The organism is Desulfotignum balticum DSM 7044, from assembly GCF_000421285.1.
Classification (GTDB): domain Bacteria; phylum Desulfobacterota; class Desulfobacteria; order Desulfobacterales; family Desulfobacteraceae; genus Desulfotignum; species Desulfotignum balticum.
Window position 1 is genome coordinate 3,301,864 of record NZ_ATWO01000001.1, and the last position, 20,229, is coordinate 3,322,092.

Annotated in this window: 9 protein-coding genes; all 9 read left to right on the forward strand. The window is 50.7% G+C overall.

Features of this window, described 5'->3' with window-relative positions; translation table 11 throughout:
• The first annotated feature begins 79 nt into the window (after positions 1-79).
• The 9 genes from K365_RS0116700 to K365_RS26730 all read left to right on the forward strand — a co-directional run bounded on the left by K365_RS0116700 (position 80) and on the right by K365_RS26730 (position 20,102).
• Positions 80-934, forward strand: a complete 855-nt coding sequence (locus K365_RS0116700) for a hypothetical protein (RefSeq protein WP_024335505.1) — start codon at positions 80-82, stop codon at positions 932-934.
• 43 nt (positions 935-977) lie between these two features.
• Entirely contained in the window at positions 978-1,619 is a 642-nt protein-coding gene (locus K365_RS0116705) for a vWA domain-containing protein (protein WP_169432958.1), read from the forward strand.
• Positions 1,620-1,687: 68 nt separating this feature from the next.
• Entirely contained in the window at positions 1,688-2,101 is a 414-nt protein-coding gene (locus K365_RS0116710; RefSeq protein ID WP_024335507.1) for an NUDIX hydrolase, read from the forward strand.
• A 27-nt stretch (positions 2,102-2,128) separates the two neighbouring features.
• Positions 2,129-4,714, forward strand: coding sequence for a RyR domain-containing protein (locus K365_RS26725; RefSeq protein WP_024335508.1), 2,586 nt, complete (start codon positions 2,129-2,131; stop codon positions 4,712-4,714).
• A 62-nt stretch (positions 4,715-4,776) separates the two neighbouring features.
• A complete protein-coding gene (locus K365_RS0116720; protein WP_024335509.1) occupies positions 4,777-6,015 on the forward strand; it encodes a hypothetical protein in 1,239 nt (412 codons plus the stop codon).
• A gap of 14 nt (positions 6,016-6,029) precedes the next feature.
• Positions 6,030-7,550 carry a toll/interleukin-1 receptor domain-containing protein gene (locus tag K365_RS0116725; RefSeq protein WP_024335510.1) on the forward strand — a complete coding sequence of 507 codons (1,521 nt, stop codon included), beginning with the start codon at positions 6,030-6,032 and terminating at the stop codon, positions 7,548-7,550.
• A 111-nt stretch (positions 7,551-7,661) separates the two neighbouring features.
• A complete protein-coding gene (locus K365_RS0116730; RefSeq protein WP_024335511.1) occupies positions 7,662-10,877 on the forward strand; it encodes a trypsin-like peptidase domain-containing protein in 3,216 nt (1,071 codons plus the stop codon).
• 13 nt (positions 10,878-10,890) lie between these two features.
• Positions 10,891-16,977 carry an nSTAND1 domain-containing NTPase gene (locus K365_RS0116735; protein WP_024335512.1) on the forward strand — a complete coding sequence of 2,029 codons (6,087 nt, stop codon included), beginning with the start codon at positions 10,891-10,893 and terminating at the stop codon, positions 16,975-16,977.
• Between the two features lie 80 nt (positions 16,978-17,057).
• Positions 17,058-20,102, forward strand: coding sequence for a toll/interleukin-1 receptor domain-containing protein (locus K365_RS26730; RefSeq protein ID WP_024335513.1), 3,045 nt, complete (start codon positions 17,058-17,060; stop codon positions 20,100-20,102).
• Positions 20,103-20,229 lie beyond the last annotated feature (127 nt).

Below are 20,229 nucleotides of genomic sequence, written 5' to 3' on the forward strand. Positions count from 1 at the left end.
CGAATGACCCTGTAACCAAGTATTTCTTTTACACAGTTTTCAAACAACCATTTAATATTCTTTACAAGGAGGTAACTGTATGAAAAAAAATGAACCCGGAACCCGCGTTTATCCTTTATTGATCACAGGCGTGTTTCTTGCCCTGCTGCTGTGTTTTTCCGTCACGGCATGGGCTGCTCAGCCCGAAGCAAACAAACCGCCCCTGAAAACGCAATTGATCGATGACATGAAAGACAAAATGGAAATCGTTTATGTCATTCCCAGGCCGGCAACCATCCAGTCTGCGCTGGAATCCTATGAGTTCACCTTTACCGGTGACATCACACCCAATTTCACCGACTCCTACACCAGCGGCACAAAAATCGCCCTGAACCTGGGTGCCAGATGTTCCGACGGGATCATGATGGTCTTTGGATCACAGCCAGTCGACCCCCGGGACTTGGAAAAACTGGGGGCAATGATCCTGAAGTTTACTGAAAAACTGGGGCTCAAAGAGGATCTTCAGGAAATCGATTCATTTAAAACAGCTCTGAAATCCCAGGATCATGAAAAAATCAGGCATCACATCGACCTGCTGTTTGCCGAGGCAGAAACCGTTTTGCGCACCAAAGGCGACAACAGCATGGCCATGCTGGTCAGCCTGGGAGGATGGGTTGAACTGTTGTACCTTGTTTCGGACGAACTTGTCAGAAATTACCATGCGGAAAGCTCAAAGATCCTGTCCATGGATTATATTGTGGATATCTATATCCGGACCCTCCAAAATCTTGAACTGATGGTTAAAGACTCTCCGGCCCTGTCAGCCATTGCCGGGAAACTGCCGGAAATCAAAAAGCACATGTACAATCCCGACGACCAGCCGCTGCCTCTGGAAAAGATCCAAACCATCCACGCCATTGCCGCAAACCTGAAACAGGCCATTGAAACGCCTTAGAAAGGAGGGATTGACCATGATAACCAAACTCAGACATATTTTTTTGGGTTGCCTGATCTGCTTTTGCTTTGCCAGCACCGCTGTTGCAGCCCCCACGATTTTTACCCTTGTCCTGGATGCATCAGGCTCCATCGAGGAAAAAGATTTCAACACCATGAACCGCGCGGCAGGCAATTTTATCGACCTTATATATGAGGCGAGCCAGTTGCCCATCAACATTGGTGAACGGGCTGATTTTCTGTCTGTGGCATGGTTCGGAGGAAATGATCAGTATATGCAAACACCTTATATCAACGGGTCAAACGAATCACAACTAAGTGTGCTGACACAACAGATGAGACAGCTGCAACACCCCAACCACGGTCACACAGCTCTCTATACAGCCCTTGCAAAAGCGACCATTGCCTCTGTGGAACATGACGGGAACCTGCCTGGATTTTACAACAACGTGATCATTCTGATTACCGATGGAAAGGATACCCAATCCCCTAATGACGTAAAACAAGTCATTCGCAATATTTATCCCAACAACCGCATATTTGTTGCCATAATCGGGGTTGGCCAGCAGGCGACCCCGACCTATCTCAACAATGAGTTCGGCGGGATTGCCGATGATATTCGGCATTTGGGCAACTTTGATGAATTGGCCGCTGTACTGATTCTTTACAGCGCCCTTGCCCGATAAAGGGAATAGCCGTGCCATCGGCGGCCGCCCGGACAGTCGCCGATGGCCATGCCTTAAGGAAACCATCCATGTTAGCAACCCACCCGATACCCGTACCGGCCGTCCGCCTGATCATCACCGATACCCGTCAAAGGGTGCTGGTTCTCAAGCGGAGCCAGGGCACTTACGCGGAAGGACAATGGTGTCTGCCCGGCGGAAAAATCGATTACGGCGATACCGTGGAACAGGCGGCCCGCAGGGAACTCAAGGAGGAGACTGATCTGGACTGCACGGCATTGCAGTTCCTGTTCTACCAGGACAGCCTGCCGTTTTCTGAAAAAGAGATGCACTGCATCAATTTTTACTTTACTGCCCGGGTCAGCGGAGACATCAGGCTGAACCGGGAATCCACTGACCATGCCTTTATCCGGCCCGATGAACTGGCTGCCTACCGGCTTGCCTTTCGCAATGATGAAGGCCTGGCCCGCTTTTGGAAACAATGATCCGCATTCATTACCAAAGGAGCAGAAATGACGTTGAATCCCATCAAACCGATGGATATCGATGAACAGGTCCAGCAGTACCTGGCAGTACAGCCACTTTATGAATCCTATGCAGCGCTTCTTGAAAAGATACTGAAAAAGGCCTGCAAAACATATTCGCCCCTGGCCATTGTACAGGTCCGGGCCAAGACCCTGTCCAGCTTTACAGCCAAAGCAGTCCTCAAAGCCTGGAAATACCATGATCCGGTGAACCAGTTCACCGATCTTTGCGGTGCCCGGGTCATCACACAGACCCAGGTGGAGGTGGACCGCATCAGCCGGTTCATCCAGGACCATTTTGTCATCGACATCGCCAACAGTATCGACAAGCGCACCACCCTTGGGGTGTCGGAGTTCGGGTACCTGTCCGTTCATTATATTGTGCAGGTTTCCAGCCAGAAAAAAGACCCGATCCTGGATATCCCCGTTCCCCCTGAGCTGGCAGCCGGAGGATTCAAGGCTGAAATCCAGGTGCGTACCATGCTTCAGCATGCCTGGGCCGGCATCAGCCATGACAGCCTGTACAAGAACATGTTCACCCCCCCGGATCGATGGCACCGGGAGATGAACCGCCTGGCCGCAGCCCTCGAGGAAGCGGACCAGAACTTTGCCAGGTTCGTCAGCCGGCTGGACACCTATGCAGCCAACCATGGGGCCTATCTCCCTGCAGACCGGCGAAAGGAAAAACTGGATACCTTGAAAACGATCCTTGACAAGGAACCGAATCCGGATGCCAAAACCGGCCATGCCCTCCAGATCGCCGACATCTGCCGGGCTGCGGAGGACTGGGTCCGGGTGATCGACGTGCTTGCCCCGTTTGAACGGGATGCCGGCTTTCAGGTCCTCCGGGAACTGGGGCATGCCCTTTGCCGGGCCAACCGAAGCCGACCGGATGGCGATGACTATCTCCGGGGGATGGCTCTTTTGGAAAAGGCCCTGGCCCTGGACTCTGAAGATGCCCAGACCCATGCCTGCCTGGCCTGGGCCCTGAAAAACAGCCGGCAGGTGGAAAAAAACGCCCGCATCCATGATCACCTGGCCCGGGCCTATGAACTCAAGCCGGACAACCCCTACTACCTGGGGGCGTACCTGGAAAGTGAAATCCTGTCCCGGCAGACCCTGTCTCACCTGCCATTGATGCGGCCCACCCTGCTCAAAGCCATTGACACCTGCAAGGCCCATGCAGAAGCCGGCATCGAGCTTCCCATGGCCTTTTTCTTCACCGGCCGTTTCTTTCTTTACCTGAATATGCCGGATACCGCACTTCTGGCCTACCTGGGAGGACTGCGGATCTGCCTGAGCGATCAGAATTCGGTTTACTCGGAACAGATCCAGTCAGAGATCGATTTTCTGTATCACCTGGAACGGCTCAAACACGGGTTGCCCGGATATGACGCCGTGCTGCGGCTCATGTTTCTTGCCCGTTTCTTCAAGACCCATTTCACGACGGTTGATCCAAAATCATTGAATGAACCGGATGTCAGACGACTAAGGGAAGCTGCAGACAACAGCTTACAACAAATGAAAACCCCTGATATCACATACCAGGGTCCTGTGGTTGTATTGGCCGGTTCCTGCGCCGCTGCCGATGAATCCCGGATGGCCGGTTTCCAGCCGCTGCTGGATCAGGCATTTGCCCATTTTGCAGGAACGGTGATTTCCGGAGGCACCCTGAGCGGAGTCGGAAAACTGGCGGGATCGCTTCAGGAAAACCATCCTTCCGGACAGCTGCAGGCCATGGCCTATCTTCCCCGGTCCATGCCCGCCCATGCCCGCCCGGATGTCCGGTACCACCGCCATATCATGACCACCGGCCTGGATTTCAGCCCGCTGGAACCCTTGCAGATGTGGATCGACCTTCTGGCAAGCGGCATGGACCCCGGGCAGATCAAGGTGGTGGGCATCGGCGGCGGTGATATTTCCGCTTTTGAATACCGCCTGGCATTGACCCTGGGCGCCCGGGCAGGCATTCTCACAGACAGCGGTCGGGCTGCGGACGAACTCCTGACCGATCCGGCCTGGAAAGACTCCCCAACCCTGCTGCCCCTGGTTCCAGACCGGATGACGGTCAAGCTGTTCATATCCGACCCTGTCTCCCCTCTGACCGACGACCAGGTGGAAGCACTTGCCATTCATGCCCATGCAACCTATTGTCAAAAAAGAATGCAGGCCCTGCCCAAGGATCCCAACCTGCAACCCTGGGAATCTTTGTTGCCGGATTTCCAAAATTCCAACCGTCAGCAAATAATCTGTTCCACACAAATTCTGCAACAGGCCGGCTTTGAAATCATTGCAGCGACACCCGGGGAAGAATTGGTTCCCCCGGATTTCACTCAGAAAGAGATCGAATGGATGGCGGAAATGGAACATGGCCGATGGAATGTGGAACGGCTCCGGGCCGGATGGCGGTATGGCAGGGAAAAAGATGAGCACGCAAAGATCAGCCCCTACCTGGTGACCTGGGATGATTTGAGCGATGAAATCAAGGGCTATGACCGCGAGGCGGTGTGTGAATTTCCTTCCCTGCTGTGGACCGCAGGCCTGAAAATCCGATTAAAAAGGAAAACTGCATAATTATATTGGGTTACTTTAATTCCAAGACCCAATCAAACACCCAACGTCAAAAGGAATGACAAATGAAATCAAAAAAACATGGCAGGACGGCCGTCAAGGTGATGCGGGGATGGCTGTTAACAATCAGCATGGTTTTACTTGCGGGCATACTTGCGCTGCCGGCATGGCCTCAAATTATGGCGGGCGCCTTTTCATTTGCCACATCTCCGGCAAAGCCTCTCATCAACAGCATGAAAGCGGCCCAAGGTGTCAAATCATTTGGATTCTGTTCGGGTGTGGGTGGCGTCGCTTTCAACGCTGTCTCTGAATTTACAGATGGAAGCCGGGTGATCGGACTTTCCTATCATCCGAGTGAAACAGATGGACAGCGGTTGCGTATTGTCGTCGAAAAGGAAAAAAGACAGCATACCATCATCTTACCCGTCCATGACTGGATTGCCATTCCGGTTGCAGGATTCGCTGAAGGTGAGCAGGGGGCCATTTTTACGCTTTTTGGTGAACTCCAGGATACTGAAGAAGACAGAAACAGAAAACAGGCTGGCCAACGGATCCTGAATTATCACACGTCATTTAATGACACATTGCTGGGATTGCGTTTGATGCAGGCTGATTTACTGGCTTTCCATAATATTGCACCAGAGAATATTTATGAGAACAATCATCCCATCACAGGTCCTGGTGAACAGCTTCGGGATGTTGATCGCAACCAACGTGATTTCGAAGAGCTCAACAAGATATACCACTCCGGAAATCCTCGCTCCTATGTTATCACCGATGTTGATCAGGGGGTCCGCATACATTTAACCGAAAACAATGAAACTGTTTCTCTTAAGTTCCAGGGCAGGCCTTATTGGGCATGCTGGCGGCTCTCCAAAGACATCGAGGTGATCCAGGAGGAATTTTTGCAACAACCCGATCTTGACGATCAATTCACTCAACGGATGATGGAAAAGATAAGTTCAGGATCTGTCAGGATGGAACAAGGCGTTTCAGAAGAAGAATTCATTCGGCAATTAGGTGCCCAAGAATCTCAAGCAATGCTCGAAGAATACATTGATACCAATTACTTTCAACAATTACCGGATCTCAGCCGCAGCCTTTCAGACCGTATGGCAGCGCTTGAAGGAGGCAATCCGCCTGTTTATCAAGCACTTGTAAAAACAATGCTTTACTCAGCCTTGTTCCGGCACATCAAGGCAGAATCTCCGCAAATTTACAATTCTTTCATGCGCCAGATCTCAGGTGTGCAGCCGGAACCGCAGATTTCAACACCGACAGTCTTAATCCCACCATCGGATTAAACGGGAATCTGGATATGTCTCATAAAACATTTTTTTCATTTTCAAGTCAGGATTCTTTTGTTCCATCCCTGCTTTCACGTATACGAGCACAGGCACTGGATGTGTGGGTATATGCAGATGAAGGAGAAGAGATACCGGGCGGAAAACGGATCGATAAATACTTGCATGATCGGGTCCGCTCCAGTTCGTTATTCATTCCGGTTGTGAGCAAAAACAGCATGAAATCCGTCTACACCCGGATGGAAGTGGCATGTGCATTGGCCTGTCAAGCAGATACCGGCTTACGAATTATCCCCCTGGTCGAAACGTCAGCAGTGGAGATAGATGTTTGGCCTGACCCCTTTTCAGAACTGAGATCGATCCGATACCATGAATTCAATGGAAAACCTGGTCAGCATCCGCAACTTGAGAATGCCGTTGCCCGAATATGTCAGGATATTGCCATTCCGTATGTGGGCATCATTGCCGATACACCCCGGCTACCGCTCATGCAGCGGGTCGAGAACGAACTTGAACATCGGGTGCCCAGGGATAAAGAACGTGCCAACACACTGTACTTCCGGCTGCAGGATGCAGTAAGGCGGTGCAAGGCCGGGCTGGCTGATTCTGACTATGTTCGAGCGGCTAAGGCTATGGAGTATTTCATTGCCATGGCAGAAAACGAGTATGAAGGACTACCGTTCTATTATCCTTATGTGGTCCGGGCGGTTTGTTTGATTGCACTTGGCCGTCTGCCGGAATCTGCCGAACAGTTGACCCTCTTGCGATCACACCCCGAGCAGGAAGAGACCGTGTTCGGAATGCTGGGATATATCCGCCAGGTCCAGGGGCTTTATGCCGAGGCAGCGTCATTGTATCGTGAAGCCCTAAATCGAGATCCTGATGATCCTGCCGCTGCAACCGGTGTCGTGGTGAACGAACTGTTTGCCGGTGAACGGGGGGGAGATATGCGAAAAGCCTGTCATGTGATCAAGACCGGCCATTATCTTTCCGATGACGATCGAGATCAAGCACAAGAAGCTCTGGCGCTTGGTTTGGCAGGGATTGGGGAGAGCGAACAGGCAGCCGAAATTCTATATAAACGGGCAAGTGATCCCCGGGCATCGTCATCAACATCTATCAATCTGGCCAATGTACTGGTTGACATGGAACGGTATACAGCGGCCAGGAATGTATTGATTGAAGCGTTGCAAAAGTGTCCCGATGATGCCCAGCTGGCCCGCCATGCGATGCGGTTCCTGATGGATACCGGTCAGAATCAAGAAGCGGTTTCGATTGCGCAAAAGGCTACAGAACTGATGCCGGATTGCCTGGATGTCTGGTTCGAACGGTTGGTTGTGCAACGGCGGGCTGACCTTGCCGAAGCGTTTTCCACCGCCGAACATCTTGCAGGCATGCTGCCGAAAGACAAAAACGACTACTACTATACGGGCTATGCAAACTGGGTACTGGGCAGATACGAACGTGCATCCTACGATCTCGAACGATCCGGTGAACTGGAAGGCTTCGAGACATTCGACAAACCCTCTTTTTAGTGCCTGACACCTCAGTTTCTGTTAACATAAACAAAAAGTGAGGCGAGGCCCTTGGGTTGCTTGTTTCCCGCTTTCGGGGATTAACTTCAAAACTAAAATTCGAGACAAACCATGAAAAAATGCACCAATCCAAACTGCAATGAAGAACTTGGCCAGGATATCCGTGTGTGCCCCTATTGCGGGCAGGCCCTGGATACTGGACCGGACCGGATCGATGATTACCATATCCTTGAATTTGTGGGTGAAACCGCCACGGGGTCACTGTATCGGGCCAGGCAGGAAGACAGCGGCGCAGAGGTGATGCTGCGGGTCTATGCCGGGGAGATGCCTTTTACAGAAGAGCAGGCCCGCCGCATCGATGCGGAATTAAATGCGGTCAACGCCCTTTCCGATGATGCAATGGTCCGGCATGTGGCTTTCCGGCAGTCTGAACAGGGTCAGTGGTACCGGGTCAGCGAGTGGATCGAAACCGCTTCCTGGGGCGATCTGGAGTCTTCCCGTTTTTTCCGGAACCCCCATAACCGCCGGGAGCAGGTGGATCTGCTCATCAGGATGGCAACCCCGCTGCACCTGCTCCATGAGAGCGGGCGGGTCATGCCGGGATTCTCCTTCGATGACCTGCTGTTGATCCGCCGGAAGGATGGGGCCTGGTCCGTGAAGCTGGACTACAAAATCGGCCCGATTCTGTCGGCAACATCCCTCCCTGCCCGATCCGCCCGGCTGGAAAGGCATCCGGATATCCAAACCAACCGTCACTGGGAAAAACGCAGTGACATCTGGACCCTGGGACGGCTCATGCTGGAACTGCTCGTTGGAACCGATGATTTCGATGACCCCTGCAAGCTGCTGGATGATATCTACCACCGCTTTGATCCTGTTGTCCTGCACCGCAAACTCAGTGGGCTTCTGCGGTCCATGGTGGAAGAAGACCTTTCCCGGCGGACCTCTTCCATGGCCGTGGTGCTCGAAAACCTCCAGGCCATCACGGATGATGACATTGCCAAATGGAACCGGTTTTCCAAAGATCCCCTGAAACAGAAAAAAAGCGCCATGATCCTGAAGCGGCGTATCGGTTTTGCCGCCAGCCTGATCACGCTCCTGGTGATCTCGCTGTTCTTTTACCAGCGCTGGCAGACCCAGAAGGAAACCGAGCGACTGGTGGCACAGAAAACCGGACAGGTGCTGGAACTGATCCAGGATCACCGCCTCAATGTCGATACCGCTGTACAGAAAAGCCTGTCACAGTTCATGGTTTCTTTAGAAGAGACGCTTCCGGAAAACCGGATGGCGGCCCTGGCCGACCAGTATCGCAAATCCATCGCCCTGGTCCTGGTGGCGGGACACCTGGAAATCAACGGAAAAAAAGAAATCAGCCGTTTCGGGACGGGCACCGCATTTCTGGTGTCTTCGGACGGATACCTGCTCACCAACCGGCATGTGGTGTTACCCTGGGATGAAATGACAATCACTCGGGAGGATCAGGAATATACCCTGGAAGAACTGATGGAAATGGTGCGCAATAACGGAGATACGGTACGGCTCGTTCATGATGTTTACCTGTGGTTTGATGGAGACCGGGCATTCCGCACCTTGTCGACAGGGGACGCGCTGGAAGATATTTTCGTGCTTTCCACCGCCTATCACAATCATGCTTCTGCCGGGCAAAAACAGGTACAGATCATGGGGATCACCCCTGAACCCACCCAGATGGACCGCCTGGTCATGGCCCTGTCCAGAACCCCGGACCATGATGACGTGGCCGTGCTGCGGGTATCGTCCGTGCCTGAGGGGGCCGTGCCCATTCCTTTGGGCCGATCCGGTTCACGCACACCCATCCGCAGCGGGGAACCGGTTTTTGCCATGGGATTTCCCTATGGCCATCAGACCATCCAGGGTAATACCGCCATCTCCCGGCAGACCAACGGCACGGTCACACGGATTTTCGAACATGCCATCGCCTTTGATGCAGATATCCATGGCGGCAACAGCGGCGGGCCGGTCATCGACCAGCAAGGGTTTGCCGTAGGCATTGCGACCGCCATCAATTTAGGACTCAGTTCCATGGGTATCGCTCTGCCCATCCAGCAGGCCCATCACCTCCTGGATGCCATCCATGCCGGTGAACCGCAATGGACCGGTATGCCCTTCTATGCGTTTCTCAAAGACCTGGACCTGGCCCGGAAAGCCGCCCTGTCCGGTGATTCACAACAGGCCGCACAAATCATGACATCCCTGCTGAATCGCGCCTCCCACCCGGAACTGTATCTGTGGGCCGGGATTCTTTCAGCAGATTCCGGCCGCCTGACCCCTGAAGCAAAAGCCTTGTTAAGAAAATCCCTGGCCATGAACCCGGATAATGCTTTTATTCAATATCTGTTTTACCGGGATGATTTTCTTGAAGGGATTCCTTCCGAACAGCGGGCGTTCCGGGAGGCCCTTTGCGCGCTGGACTGGCGAAATCCCTATGAGCTGATGGGTTTTCTGGTCCGGATCCTGGAAGAAGAAACGGATGCAGACCATGCCGTGACCATGGGGGACACCCCTGTGGATCAAGCGTTTTTACACTGGGCAGCCGCAGATATGATCAAAACCAAGGAGCACCCGGGATCTCCCGATCACCGCCGCTACCTGCACACCGCATCCCGGCTGGCCCCGCCAGAAACCCACCCGGGATTTCTCATCCATGCGGAAATGCACCAGCCCCATATGGCTGCATCCGCCGGCAGCCAACCTTCCACCGCTCCTCCGACTGCCCCCGGCCAGATCGATCTTCAAAGCCTGATGAGTCAATTCCAGGGAGCAGCCGTGAATAAGGTGCCCCAAGGCCAAAGCGCCTCCCCGCCTGCTCCTGAACCCGGGATACTGTTTGAATCGGCCTTCAAACACACGATCAAAGGAGAATGGACCACCGCCCTCCAGGCAGTGGATCAGTACCTGGCCACCCCCCGCTGGGAAAACGCCAACACCCTGGGCATGGGACTTCTGAAATGCCAGCTCATTGCTTTGCAGCAAGATAACACCTTAGCCCGGGCCGCCCTGCAACAGTTCATCGGACAGACCCGGGATCCCTGGTACCGGACCTTGGCCGAACATCTTCTGAAAAACAGGCCGGCAGAAGAGATTCAGCCCAAAGCATCCACCCTGGAAGAAACCCTGGTTCTGGCCACAGCCCTCGGGCTCCAGTCCGAAGCCTTGGGCAACCCTGAACAAGCGATCCGGCATTACAACGACGGACTGGAGACCGGCCTGATGAATTGGGCCGAACTGCAGCTTTGCCTGGGCCGCCGTGAGGCCCTCCGGGAGGGTGGACAGGCTATGACTGATTAGAAGGAAAACTCCCATGAAAACCATCCGCATTTTCATTTCATCCCCCGGGGATGTCCAGGAAGAAAGAGAAAAAGCCAGAGAAGTGATTCGACGTCTTCAGCGCCGGTATCTGGGACGGCTGGAGCTTTTATCACTGCTCTGGGAAGACTTGCCTTTAAGCGCGGACACCTCGTTTCAGGAAGGCATTGACTGGGTGATCTCCCATGACCGGGGGATTGACATTGCCGTGTTTATTCTCTGGTCCCGGCTGGGATCTCCTCTGGGGAAGAGAATAACAAGAACGGACGGGAGTCTATACCGATCCGGTACAGAGCGGGAATTTGACCTGATGCTTCGGGCCAGGGATGCCTGCCTTGAAAAAGAGGGCCCCGGGCGGCCCCAGATACTGGCCTATTTCCGCAGCGACGAAGAAGGATTCCACAGGATCCAGCGGGGAAAATCCACCCGGGATCTAAAGCAGATGGTGGAACAGCGGGAGCAGGTGGAGCACTTTATCCAGGAGCATTTTTATGATGCAGACACCGGCACCAATATCCGGGCCTTCCATAGTTTTGATGCCCCGGCCACCTTTGCCAACCGGCTGCGTGTCCATTTGCAAAACGTTCTGGATGAAATTGTCAAAGAAAGTGCTGTGCCGGCGCAAGGCTGGGATATTTCGGAAAAAGGCGCTCCCTACCGCGGTCTGGAAGTCTTTGATGTGGCCCATGAACAGATCTTTTTCGGCCGGGAGCAGGAAATTTCCGACATCCAGGTGGCCCTGGACCACCAGGCCAAAGCAGGCCATGCCTTTGTCCTGATCGTGGGGGCATCCGGCTCCGGCAAATCCTCACTGGCCCGGGCCGGGGTGATCCCTGCCCTGAAATATTTTGAGACCGGTGCGGTCCATTACCGGTATGCAGTGATGACCCCGGGACAGTATGCCTCAGACCTGTTCTCAGGATTGGCCCGTACCCTGGTCTCTGAAACCGCCCTGCCTGAATATGCCGGCACCGGCCAGAGTATTGAGAGTTTAGCGGAAAGCCTGAAAAAAGATCCTGATCTGGCATATCAAATGGGCTTGGCACCGGTGTTAAAAAAAACAGATGACGGTAAAACAGAAGAAACCCGCCTGCTGCTGCTCATCGATCAACTGGAAGAGCTGTTTACCCATACCTCTTTGACCAAAGAGACGGTTACACAGTTCATCCAGGCCATTCAGGTGCTGTCCGGAACCGGCAGGATCCGGATTCTGGCCACCCTGCGCAGTGATTTTTATGCCCGCCTTCAAGAGTATCCCCGCCTGGTTGAGCTCAAGCAAGGCCAGGGTCAGTATGACCTGCTTCCCCCGGGAAAAGCCCATATTCACCGCATCATCACCGAACCTGCCTGGCTGGCCGGCATCCAGTTTGAGGAAGATCTTCAGACCGGCGAACGTCTGGACCAGCGGATATTAAACGATGCCATTGATCATCCCGAAGCCCTGCCCCTTTTGGAATATACGATGCGGGAGCTGTTTGAAAACCGGACACAGGAAGGAATGTTGACCTTTAAATTATACGAGGCCTTAGGGGGCGTGGAAGGTGCGCTTGGCAAGCGGGCGGAACAGATCTGGCAGCAACTGCCGGAGCCAACGCAAAACATCGTCCCCAAACTGTTCCGAGCCCTGGTCACGGTCAGTGAAGACCAGGAATACACCAGCCAGCCCATGATCCTGAATGACTATCTGGATGTCTCCGGTGGACAGCAAAATGATCTGCAGTTGGCTCTGGAAGTGTTTGTCCAGGCCCGGCTGCTCATCAGTCATAAAACCCAAGGTGATCAGGTGGTGATCCGTCTGGCCCATGAAGCATTGATCCGCTGCTGGCCCCGATTGAACCAGTGGCTTATGGATGCCAGAGAGTTCCTTCAAGCCCGGACCAGACTGGACCAGGCCTTGAAACACTGGCTGGAAAAGGATCGTCCCAAAGATCTGCTGCTGCCCGAAGGCATAGCCATAGAGGAAGCCATGGTCCTTCAGATCAAATGGTCGAATGAGCTGACAGCCGAGCAGATGGATTATATCGAAAGATCTGCAAAATACTATGAAAAGAAGAGAAAGAAACGTGTTCAAAATTTTCAAATCGCCAGTGTCGTCTTTCTGATCCTGGCGGTTGTTTCGATAATTGCAGGAGGGATTGCATGGAAAAAAACTAATGCCGTCAAACAGGAGAAACAAATTGCTATAGAACAAATGAACAGAGCAGATCAGGCAGCTGAAAATGCATTAATTCAGTCACGAATTGCCGAACAAAAATCGAAAGAGGCTGAACTGAGAGCCAGAGAGGCCACTGAAAACCTAAAAAAGGCCCGTCACAATTTTGGGATTATTTATTATGAGAAATTGAAAAAGGCTTTGAGACAGGATGTTCTCAACTACAATGAAGCACATTTATGCGCATTGTACGCAATAGAGAATATTGATCCTGAAAAAGGGGAAAAAGAGACGATCTTTGCCAAAACTGTTGTGGATAACGTTCGATCTAATCCCTTGATCCATTCTGCTGTTACCAATGCCCACCATGATTCGGCAATCAGGGTGGTGACATTCTCTCCCGACGGCAAAACTATAGCTTCATCTTCAAGCGACAGCATGATTCACATGTGGAATATCGATTCAGGAAAGCTTATCGGAACACTTTTATTTGAAGAACACAAAAAAATCAACGATCTAAGCTTTTCTCCGGACGGGAATACACTTGTTTCAGCTTGCGCCAACGGGATGGTTGTATTGTGGGACGTGGTTTCCAAAAAAGTCAAAACAGAATTTACAAAACGTGAAAGCGGCATTGAAATTGTTATTTTTTCGCCTGATGGCAGAACAATTACGTCTGGTTTATCAGATGGGACCATCAAATTGTGGGATGTGGTTTCCGGCACGCCCACAATGACCCTTACAGGGCATGATAGCACAGTAACCAGCTTATGTTATTCACTGGATGGGAAGACACTTGCATCCGGCTCAACAGACAAAACCATCAGATTGTGGGATGTCAAATCTGGAAATTTGAAAAAAACTTATATAGGACATTCCGGAGTCACTCAGTCTGTATTTTATTCTCCTGACGGGAAGGGGCTTTGCTCAGCTTCGTCAGATAGAACCATCCGAGTATGGAATGGAGTGGATAAAACAACGGTTAGCCTGAAAGATGAAGCATATCAAGAACCCCGGAAGCTGCCAAAAGGCCCAAGGCCCATGGCTTTCTCCCCGGGCGGGAAAATCCTTGCATCATGTGTTGAGGGGAGGACAATCCGACTGTGGGATGCGGTTTCTGGAAAACTCCAAAAAAGGCTAAATGGACACACCTCAGTAGTTACGAGCCTTAGTTTTTCGCCAGATGGTAAGACATTGGTGTCGGGTTCAATGGATAGAACTATTCGAGTGTGGGATGTAGTCTCCGGAAAAGCCAAATCAGAGTTTTCTGGGCATTTTAACAGTGTTAACAGCATCTCTTTCTCGCCGGATTCCAGAATAATCGCCTCTGGTTCACAGGACGGGAGAGTCATCCTAAGGGATGTGATATCTGGAGAAGTTAAGTCTTATCTTCAGAGTCATGAAAAAGGGGTTAACTGTCTGGCTTTCTCACCAGATGGTGGCACATTAGCATCAGGCTCAACAGACACAACCATTAAATTGTGGAATTTAGATTCCGGCAGGGGGATATTGAGCTTGACCCTCCATGGTCATGCTAAAAGCATCTCAGTGATCACCTTTTCGCCAGATGGAAAACTTCTGGCTTCTGGCGCTAACCGATCTGTCATTATTTGGGATACAGTTTCCGGAAAGTTGAAGGCCGAGTTGAAAACAGACTCCAGAATAGCCGCCTTGAGCTTCTCACCAGATGGTCAAATTCTGGCTTTGGCGTTAAATAACGGTACCATAGTATTATGGAATCCGACTTCCGAGAACCAGAGAATAACCCTTAAAGGAGATGGTTGGGGAAACAGTTTAGATCATATGTGTTTTTCTCCTGACAGCAAAACACTTGCTTCAGCTTCCATCGACGATGGCATGGTTCGATTTTGGGATGTGAACACCGGAGATGCAAAGGGAGTTCTTACAAAAGGCGTTTTCTCAAACTATATGTGCTTTTCCTCCGATGGTCAATTCTTGGCTTTAGAAACCAATGATTACTCAGACTCGGTCAGGATTGCCTCTGTGCAATTGTGGGATATGGCTTCCCAAAAACTGATATTGACTCTCAAAGGCTATCCCGGAAATTATCGATCCATGCAGTTTTCGCCTGATGGAAAGATATTAGCCATAGGATCAGATGATGGCACCTTACAGTTATGGGATTTATCACCAAAGAATAACGTCGTTCAACTAAAAGGCGGAGGAATTGTGTCGGAACTTGTTTTTTCCCATGATGGAACAACGTTGGCATCCAGACAAAGAGAAGGTATAATCAGGTTGTTGGATCTGTCATCACAAAAGGTAAAGGATATGAGCCTTCATGGACATTGGATTGATTTTCAAGCGTTATCCCCTGATTGTAAGCTTGTAGCTCTCGGCTCAAATAATACCGTTCGGTTGCAGAATCTCATATCTGGCCGGGAACAAGTCTCGCTTGCAGGCCATTCTGCCGGGCTCAAATCATTGAAGTTTTCTTTTGACGGCCAAATCCTGGCTGCATGGTTTGAAGAAGGCGTCATACAACTTTGGAATACGTCTTCTGGAAAACTCAAAACCACCATCAAAGGACAGTCTGGGGAAATCATTTCTTTGTTTTTTTCCCCTGATGCAGATCTCCTGGCCTCAAACGTGAATGGGACTCTCCAATTGTGGGATGTATCATCATCTCAGGAAAAATATGTACTGAAAAATCCTCCCAATGATTTCTCTGCAGGTGCTTTTTCAACGGACGGCAGAATCTTGGCCTCAGGTTCTGTGAATGGCAGAATTCGGCTGTGGAAACTCAATACTGGAGAGATCAAAAAAGTAATAATCGGTCATTCAGAGGCTGTAAAAACACTGGCCTTCTCTCCAGATAATCAATTCTTGATATCTTCTGATAAAAATGAGGTCCAGATCTGGAATCTTGCCAGTGGAGAACTCATAAAACGTTTTGTTGAGTATGATTCTATATCCACGGTAAGTTTATCTACTGACGGACAAACCTTGGCCTTAGGACTGGAGGAAGAAACCATAGTCTTCAGAGACCTATCTTATATCTATTCAGACAACACATTACCGGCTCAAGAAATTGAAATAAAAAAAACAGAATTCAATATGGAAACGAGTGCATTTAGCCTTCGTCCTATAAAAAAATCACCTAATCTATACGGAGAAAAAAACTGCCCGCCGAAATGGTCAAAAAAAAATCCTTTTTCCTGGCTAGCCCAAGCTGAATCCGGGGATGGGAAAGCAATGCTGCAAATGGGTAATCTGTATCTTCAGGATAATCGTTTCGATCTTGCCAGATATTGGTTTCAAAAGGCCAAGCAAGTCGGTTTTCCTTATGCTGAGGAACGCCTGATAGTATTGTCACAAATTATAAAAACCCATAAAGCAGATGGATTGCTCAATGGGATTGAGACAGATATTAAGCAAAAAAATTGGGATGCCGCTATAAAAAAATGCGAAGAGCTGCTTTTCCTGGATATTCTATCTGAATATGCTCTATGGGCACGCGGGTGGATTTACGATAACGTCCTGCATAAGCCGGCCCTTGCTGAATTGAACTATAGACAGGTTATCCATTTTATGACTGATTTTCCGGAGGCATACGACCGTCTGGGTTGGGTTATTCTGCTTCAGGGACGTTTCTCAGAAGCCCTGCCCTTTATCCAACAGGCCTGGGAGCTGGACTCACACTCTGGAGATGCTTCAGCCCTGCATTTGGGTCATGCGTACCTTCTTACAGGAAACGTAAATAAAGCAGGTTCCATCTACCAAAAATATTTGAACAAAAATCAGACCCTATCGCCAGGTGAGCGTGATGGGCTATTGGCAGATTTTGATATTTTTATCCAGAATGGCTGGCAGCCTGAGGCCTGCCGAAAATGGCGTCAGTGGTTTGAAGCGGCATTTTCCGAACAAAAACATGCGTCTGTTAGAGATAAAGAGAGAGAAACACGTTGAATCAGGTCTCGCGCTGACCGATATGCGATTATGAAAAACTAAAATGCCCTAACAGGTAACATGCTTAGAGGATCGTTTCTATGAAAATCAGGAAGCATATCACCTACAGATATTTCGCATTTATCAGCTATTCCCGAAAGGACAGTAAAGCGGCCAAATGGCTTCAAAAAAAGCTGGAGTGGTTCCGGTTCCCGGTCAAGCTGGTGGATGAATCCACCAGCCCCGGGCATCCCAGATACATCCGCCCGGTCTACCGGGATAAAACCAGCCTTGAAGTGGACCATGCCCATTACTGGGACAACATCAAAGGGGCCATCTCCCAGTCCCGGTATCTGATTGTGCTGTGCTCCCCCGACTCTGCCGCCTCCGGACCGGTAGACAAAGAGATCCGCCATTTTCTTTCCAACACTGACCGGGAAGATGCCCTGGAATCCATTGTCCCGGTGATTTTAAAGGGCAATGTGGGATCAAAGGATGATAAGGAATGCCTCTGTGATGCCCTTCTGGAACAGGGCAGCCGGATCACGGACCGGAATCTGCCCTCCATGGTCCCTGACGGGGATGAAGCGGAAAAAGAGGGGTGGGAAAACGGGTTTACCGGGGTGGTCTCTTTTCTGCTGCGGCTCAAGCGGGAAACCATCAGTGATCACTGCCAGAAAGAAGAACGCAGGCGGGCCCGGCGCTCCAGGATACTGTCCGGGTTATTCGCCCTGCTGGCCATGCTGGCGGTTGCCGGCGGTATGGTGGCGATAAATAAGGAGAAAGAAATCCGTTTGCAGGCAGCCCAGTCTGACTTTCTCATAGCCTGTGAAAAGATCGATCAGGATCGATCCGACCTCGCCTTGTGTTATCTATCCCGTTCCTTAAACTACGATCCAGACCACAGGGCTGCTCTTGCCCGCTTCACTTCGTTGGTTAATGAACAAAAATGGTTCAGACCAGATGCGGTCATGAGACATGAGAAATCACTTTTCTCAGCTGCCTTCAGCCCGAATGGACGGCTAGTGGCAACATCGTCTTGGGACAATACAGCAAGGGTCTGGGATGCATTTACAGGGAAACCGCTTACCGCAGCGATGCATTCAGAGAAAGAAGTTATTTCTGCTGATTTCAGCTTGGATGGAAAACGAATCCTCACTTTGTCCTGGGACGGTAATGCAAGGATATGGGATTCACATACCGGTACCTCTATAGGTGAACCTCTTAGGCATAATGCTTTTATAACTGCTGCTGTTTTTAGCCCGGACAGTCAGAGGATCCTCACTGCATCTATGAACAATACAGTACGAAAATGGGATGCAAGCACTGGAGAGCCTTTAGGTAAACTTATCCAGTTTGAAGGAAAATTATCTGACATTGCTTTCAGCTTGGATGCGCATTTTATCGCTACAGCAGCTGATGATGGAACAATACTTATTTGGGACGTTGGGACCGCTAAACCGATTGGACTTCCTATGCGGCATTTTAAAAGAATAGATTCCGTTGTTTTCAGCCCGAATGGCCATCGTATTCTTTCGATAATTTGGCCTAAAACGGCGCAGGTTTGGGACATAGACACGTGTAGTCCGATAGGCAATCCCATAGAGCTTGAGGAGCAGATATTTGCTGCCAAATTCAGTCCGGACAGCCATCGTGTTGTCACGAGAACAATGAATGCAGCATGGGTGTGGGATGCGAACACCGGAGAGCTCCTTAGTGAACCTATGCGACATGATGGAATAGTATATTCCGCAGTTTTTAGCCCGGACAGCCAGCAGATTGTTACTGCCTCTCATGACGGGACAGCAAGGGTTTGGGATGCAGATACCGGAAAAGCCGTAGGCGAGCCCATGCGGCATAATACAATAGTACGTTTCGCAACTTTCAGCCCAGACAGCCGACGAATCCTTACCGCCTCTCATGACGGGACAGCACGAATTTGGGTAGTAGACGACAAAAAGTATTCAGGAGAACTAATGCGGCATGATAAGTCTGTTATTTTTGCTGTATTAAGCCCAGACGCCCGAAGCATGGTTTCTGCTTCTTCCGATAACAAGGCAATGCTTTGGAATGTTGCGACCGGGAATCCCATCGGAGATCCCTTGAGGCATGATCAGTTTTTGTTATCAGCGATATTCAGCCCAAAAGGCCACTACGTTGCGACCATCACCTCGGATAACACGCTTAGAGTTTGGGACGTAAAGACCGGTCAACCCGCCAAAGGATCCATACGGCACGAGAAGTCAGTTAGTTGCGCAGTATTCAGTCCGAATGGACAAAGTATTGTCACAGCCTCAGGAGATACCGCCCAGGTATGGGGTACGGAATCCTGCATTCCCGTGGGAAAGCCCATGCGGCATGATGCTTTGATTAACACTGCGTTGTTCAGTCCGGATGGGCGATGGATCGTTACTGCCTCTTGGGATAAAACTGTCCAGATTTGGAATGCACAAACTGGCCAGCCAATAGGTAAAACTATGGTGAATAATGCGTGGCTACGTTCTGCAGTCTTTAGCCCTGATGGCCGACATATTGTCACAGTTTCAGAAAATACCGCACAAGTTTGGGATTTGAACACCGGTAAGACCGTCGGTAGACCCATGCAACATGAGGACTGTGAACATGGGTCGTGTTTGTTTTCTGTCGTGTTCAGCCGGGATGGCCGATTAATAGTCACCACGGGTTTGGGCAATACGGCGCGAGTCTGGGACGCGAACACCGGTATTTCCATTACCGAACCGATATGGCATGAGAGCATGGTGGTTTCCGCTGTGTTCAGCCCGGACGGTAAGTTACTATCTACATTGACTGAAGGGACGATGCGGGTTTGGGATGTTAATACGGGCAAACCGGTTACAGACAGTATAATGTATAAGGGCAAAATCAATTCTGCTGTGTTTAAGTCCGATGGCAAACTCGTTGTATCCACTTCGGAAGAGTGCAATGCCTGGATTTGGCAGGTTCCTTTAGGTGCTCTTAAATTAGGCCCAACCCCCCAAAAAAAAATCCAACGGATGGCAAACTTGCTATCAGGGAAACGCTTTAATCCAATAACCGGTATATTAGATTCTTTAAGCCCCGAGGAACAGCTGCGGCTTAAGGACGAACTAAATTGTAACATCGGCTATCCAGTAATGGTAAAATGACAAAAAAATTATTGGAAAAGTTAAAATGAAAGAACCCTTTGATGAAAAAATCGACACGGGCATACCCGGAGTACGAAAGGGGCTGGCAACCGGACCTGTGCCGAAAATGGCGGCAATGGTTTAAACA

What these genes read in the sequence shown, in the direction of transcription:
- K365_RS0116725 (WP_024335510.1), top strand. Translation starts at nt 6,030, where the DNA reads ATGTCTCATAAAACATTTTTTTCATTTTCAAGTCAGGATTCTTTTGTT.
- K365_RS26725 (WP_024335508.1), top strand. Translation starts at nt 2,129, where the DNA reads ATGACGTTGAATCCCATCAAACCGATGGATATCGATGAACAGGTCCAG.
- K365_RS0116720 (WP_024335509.1), top strand. Translation starts at nt 4,777, where the DNA reads ATGAAATCAAAAAAACATGGCAGGACGGCCGTCAAGGTGATGCGGGGA.
- K365_RS0116735 (WP_024335512.1), top strand. Translation starts at nt 10,891, where the DNA reads ATGAAAACCATCCGCATTTTCATTTCATCCCCCGGGGATGTCCAGGAA.
- K365_RS26730 (WP_024335513.1), top strand. Translation starts at nt 17,058, where the DNA reads ATGAAAATCAGGAAGCATATCACCTACAGATATTTCGCATTTATCAGC.
- K365_RS0116730 (WP_024335511.1), top strand. Translation starts at nt 7,662, where the DNA reads ATGAAAAAATGCACCAATCCAAACTGCAATGAAGAACTTGGCCAGGAT.
- K365_RS0116710 (WP_024335507.1), top strand. Translation starts at nt 1,688, where the DNA reads ATGTTAGCAACCCACCCGATACCCGTACCGGCCGTCCGCCTGATCATC.
- K365_RS0116700 (WP_024335505.1), top strand. Translation starts at nt 80, where the DNA reads ATGAAAAAAAATGAACCCGGAACCCGCGTTTATCCTTTATTGATCACA.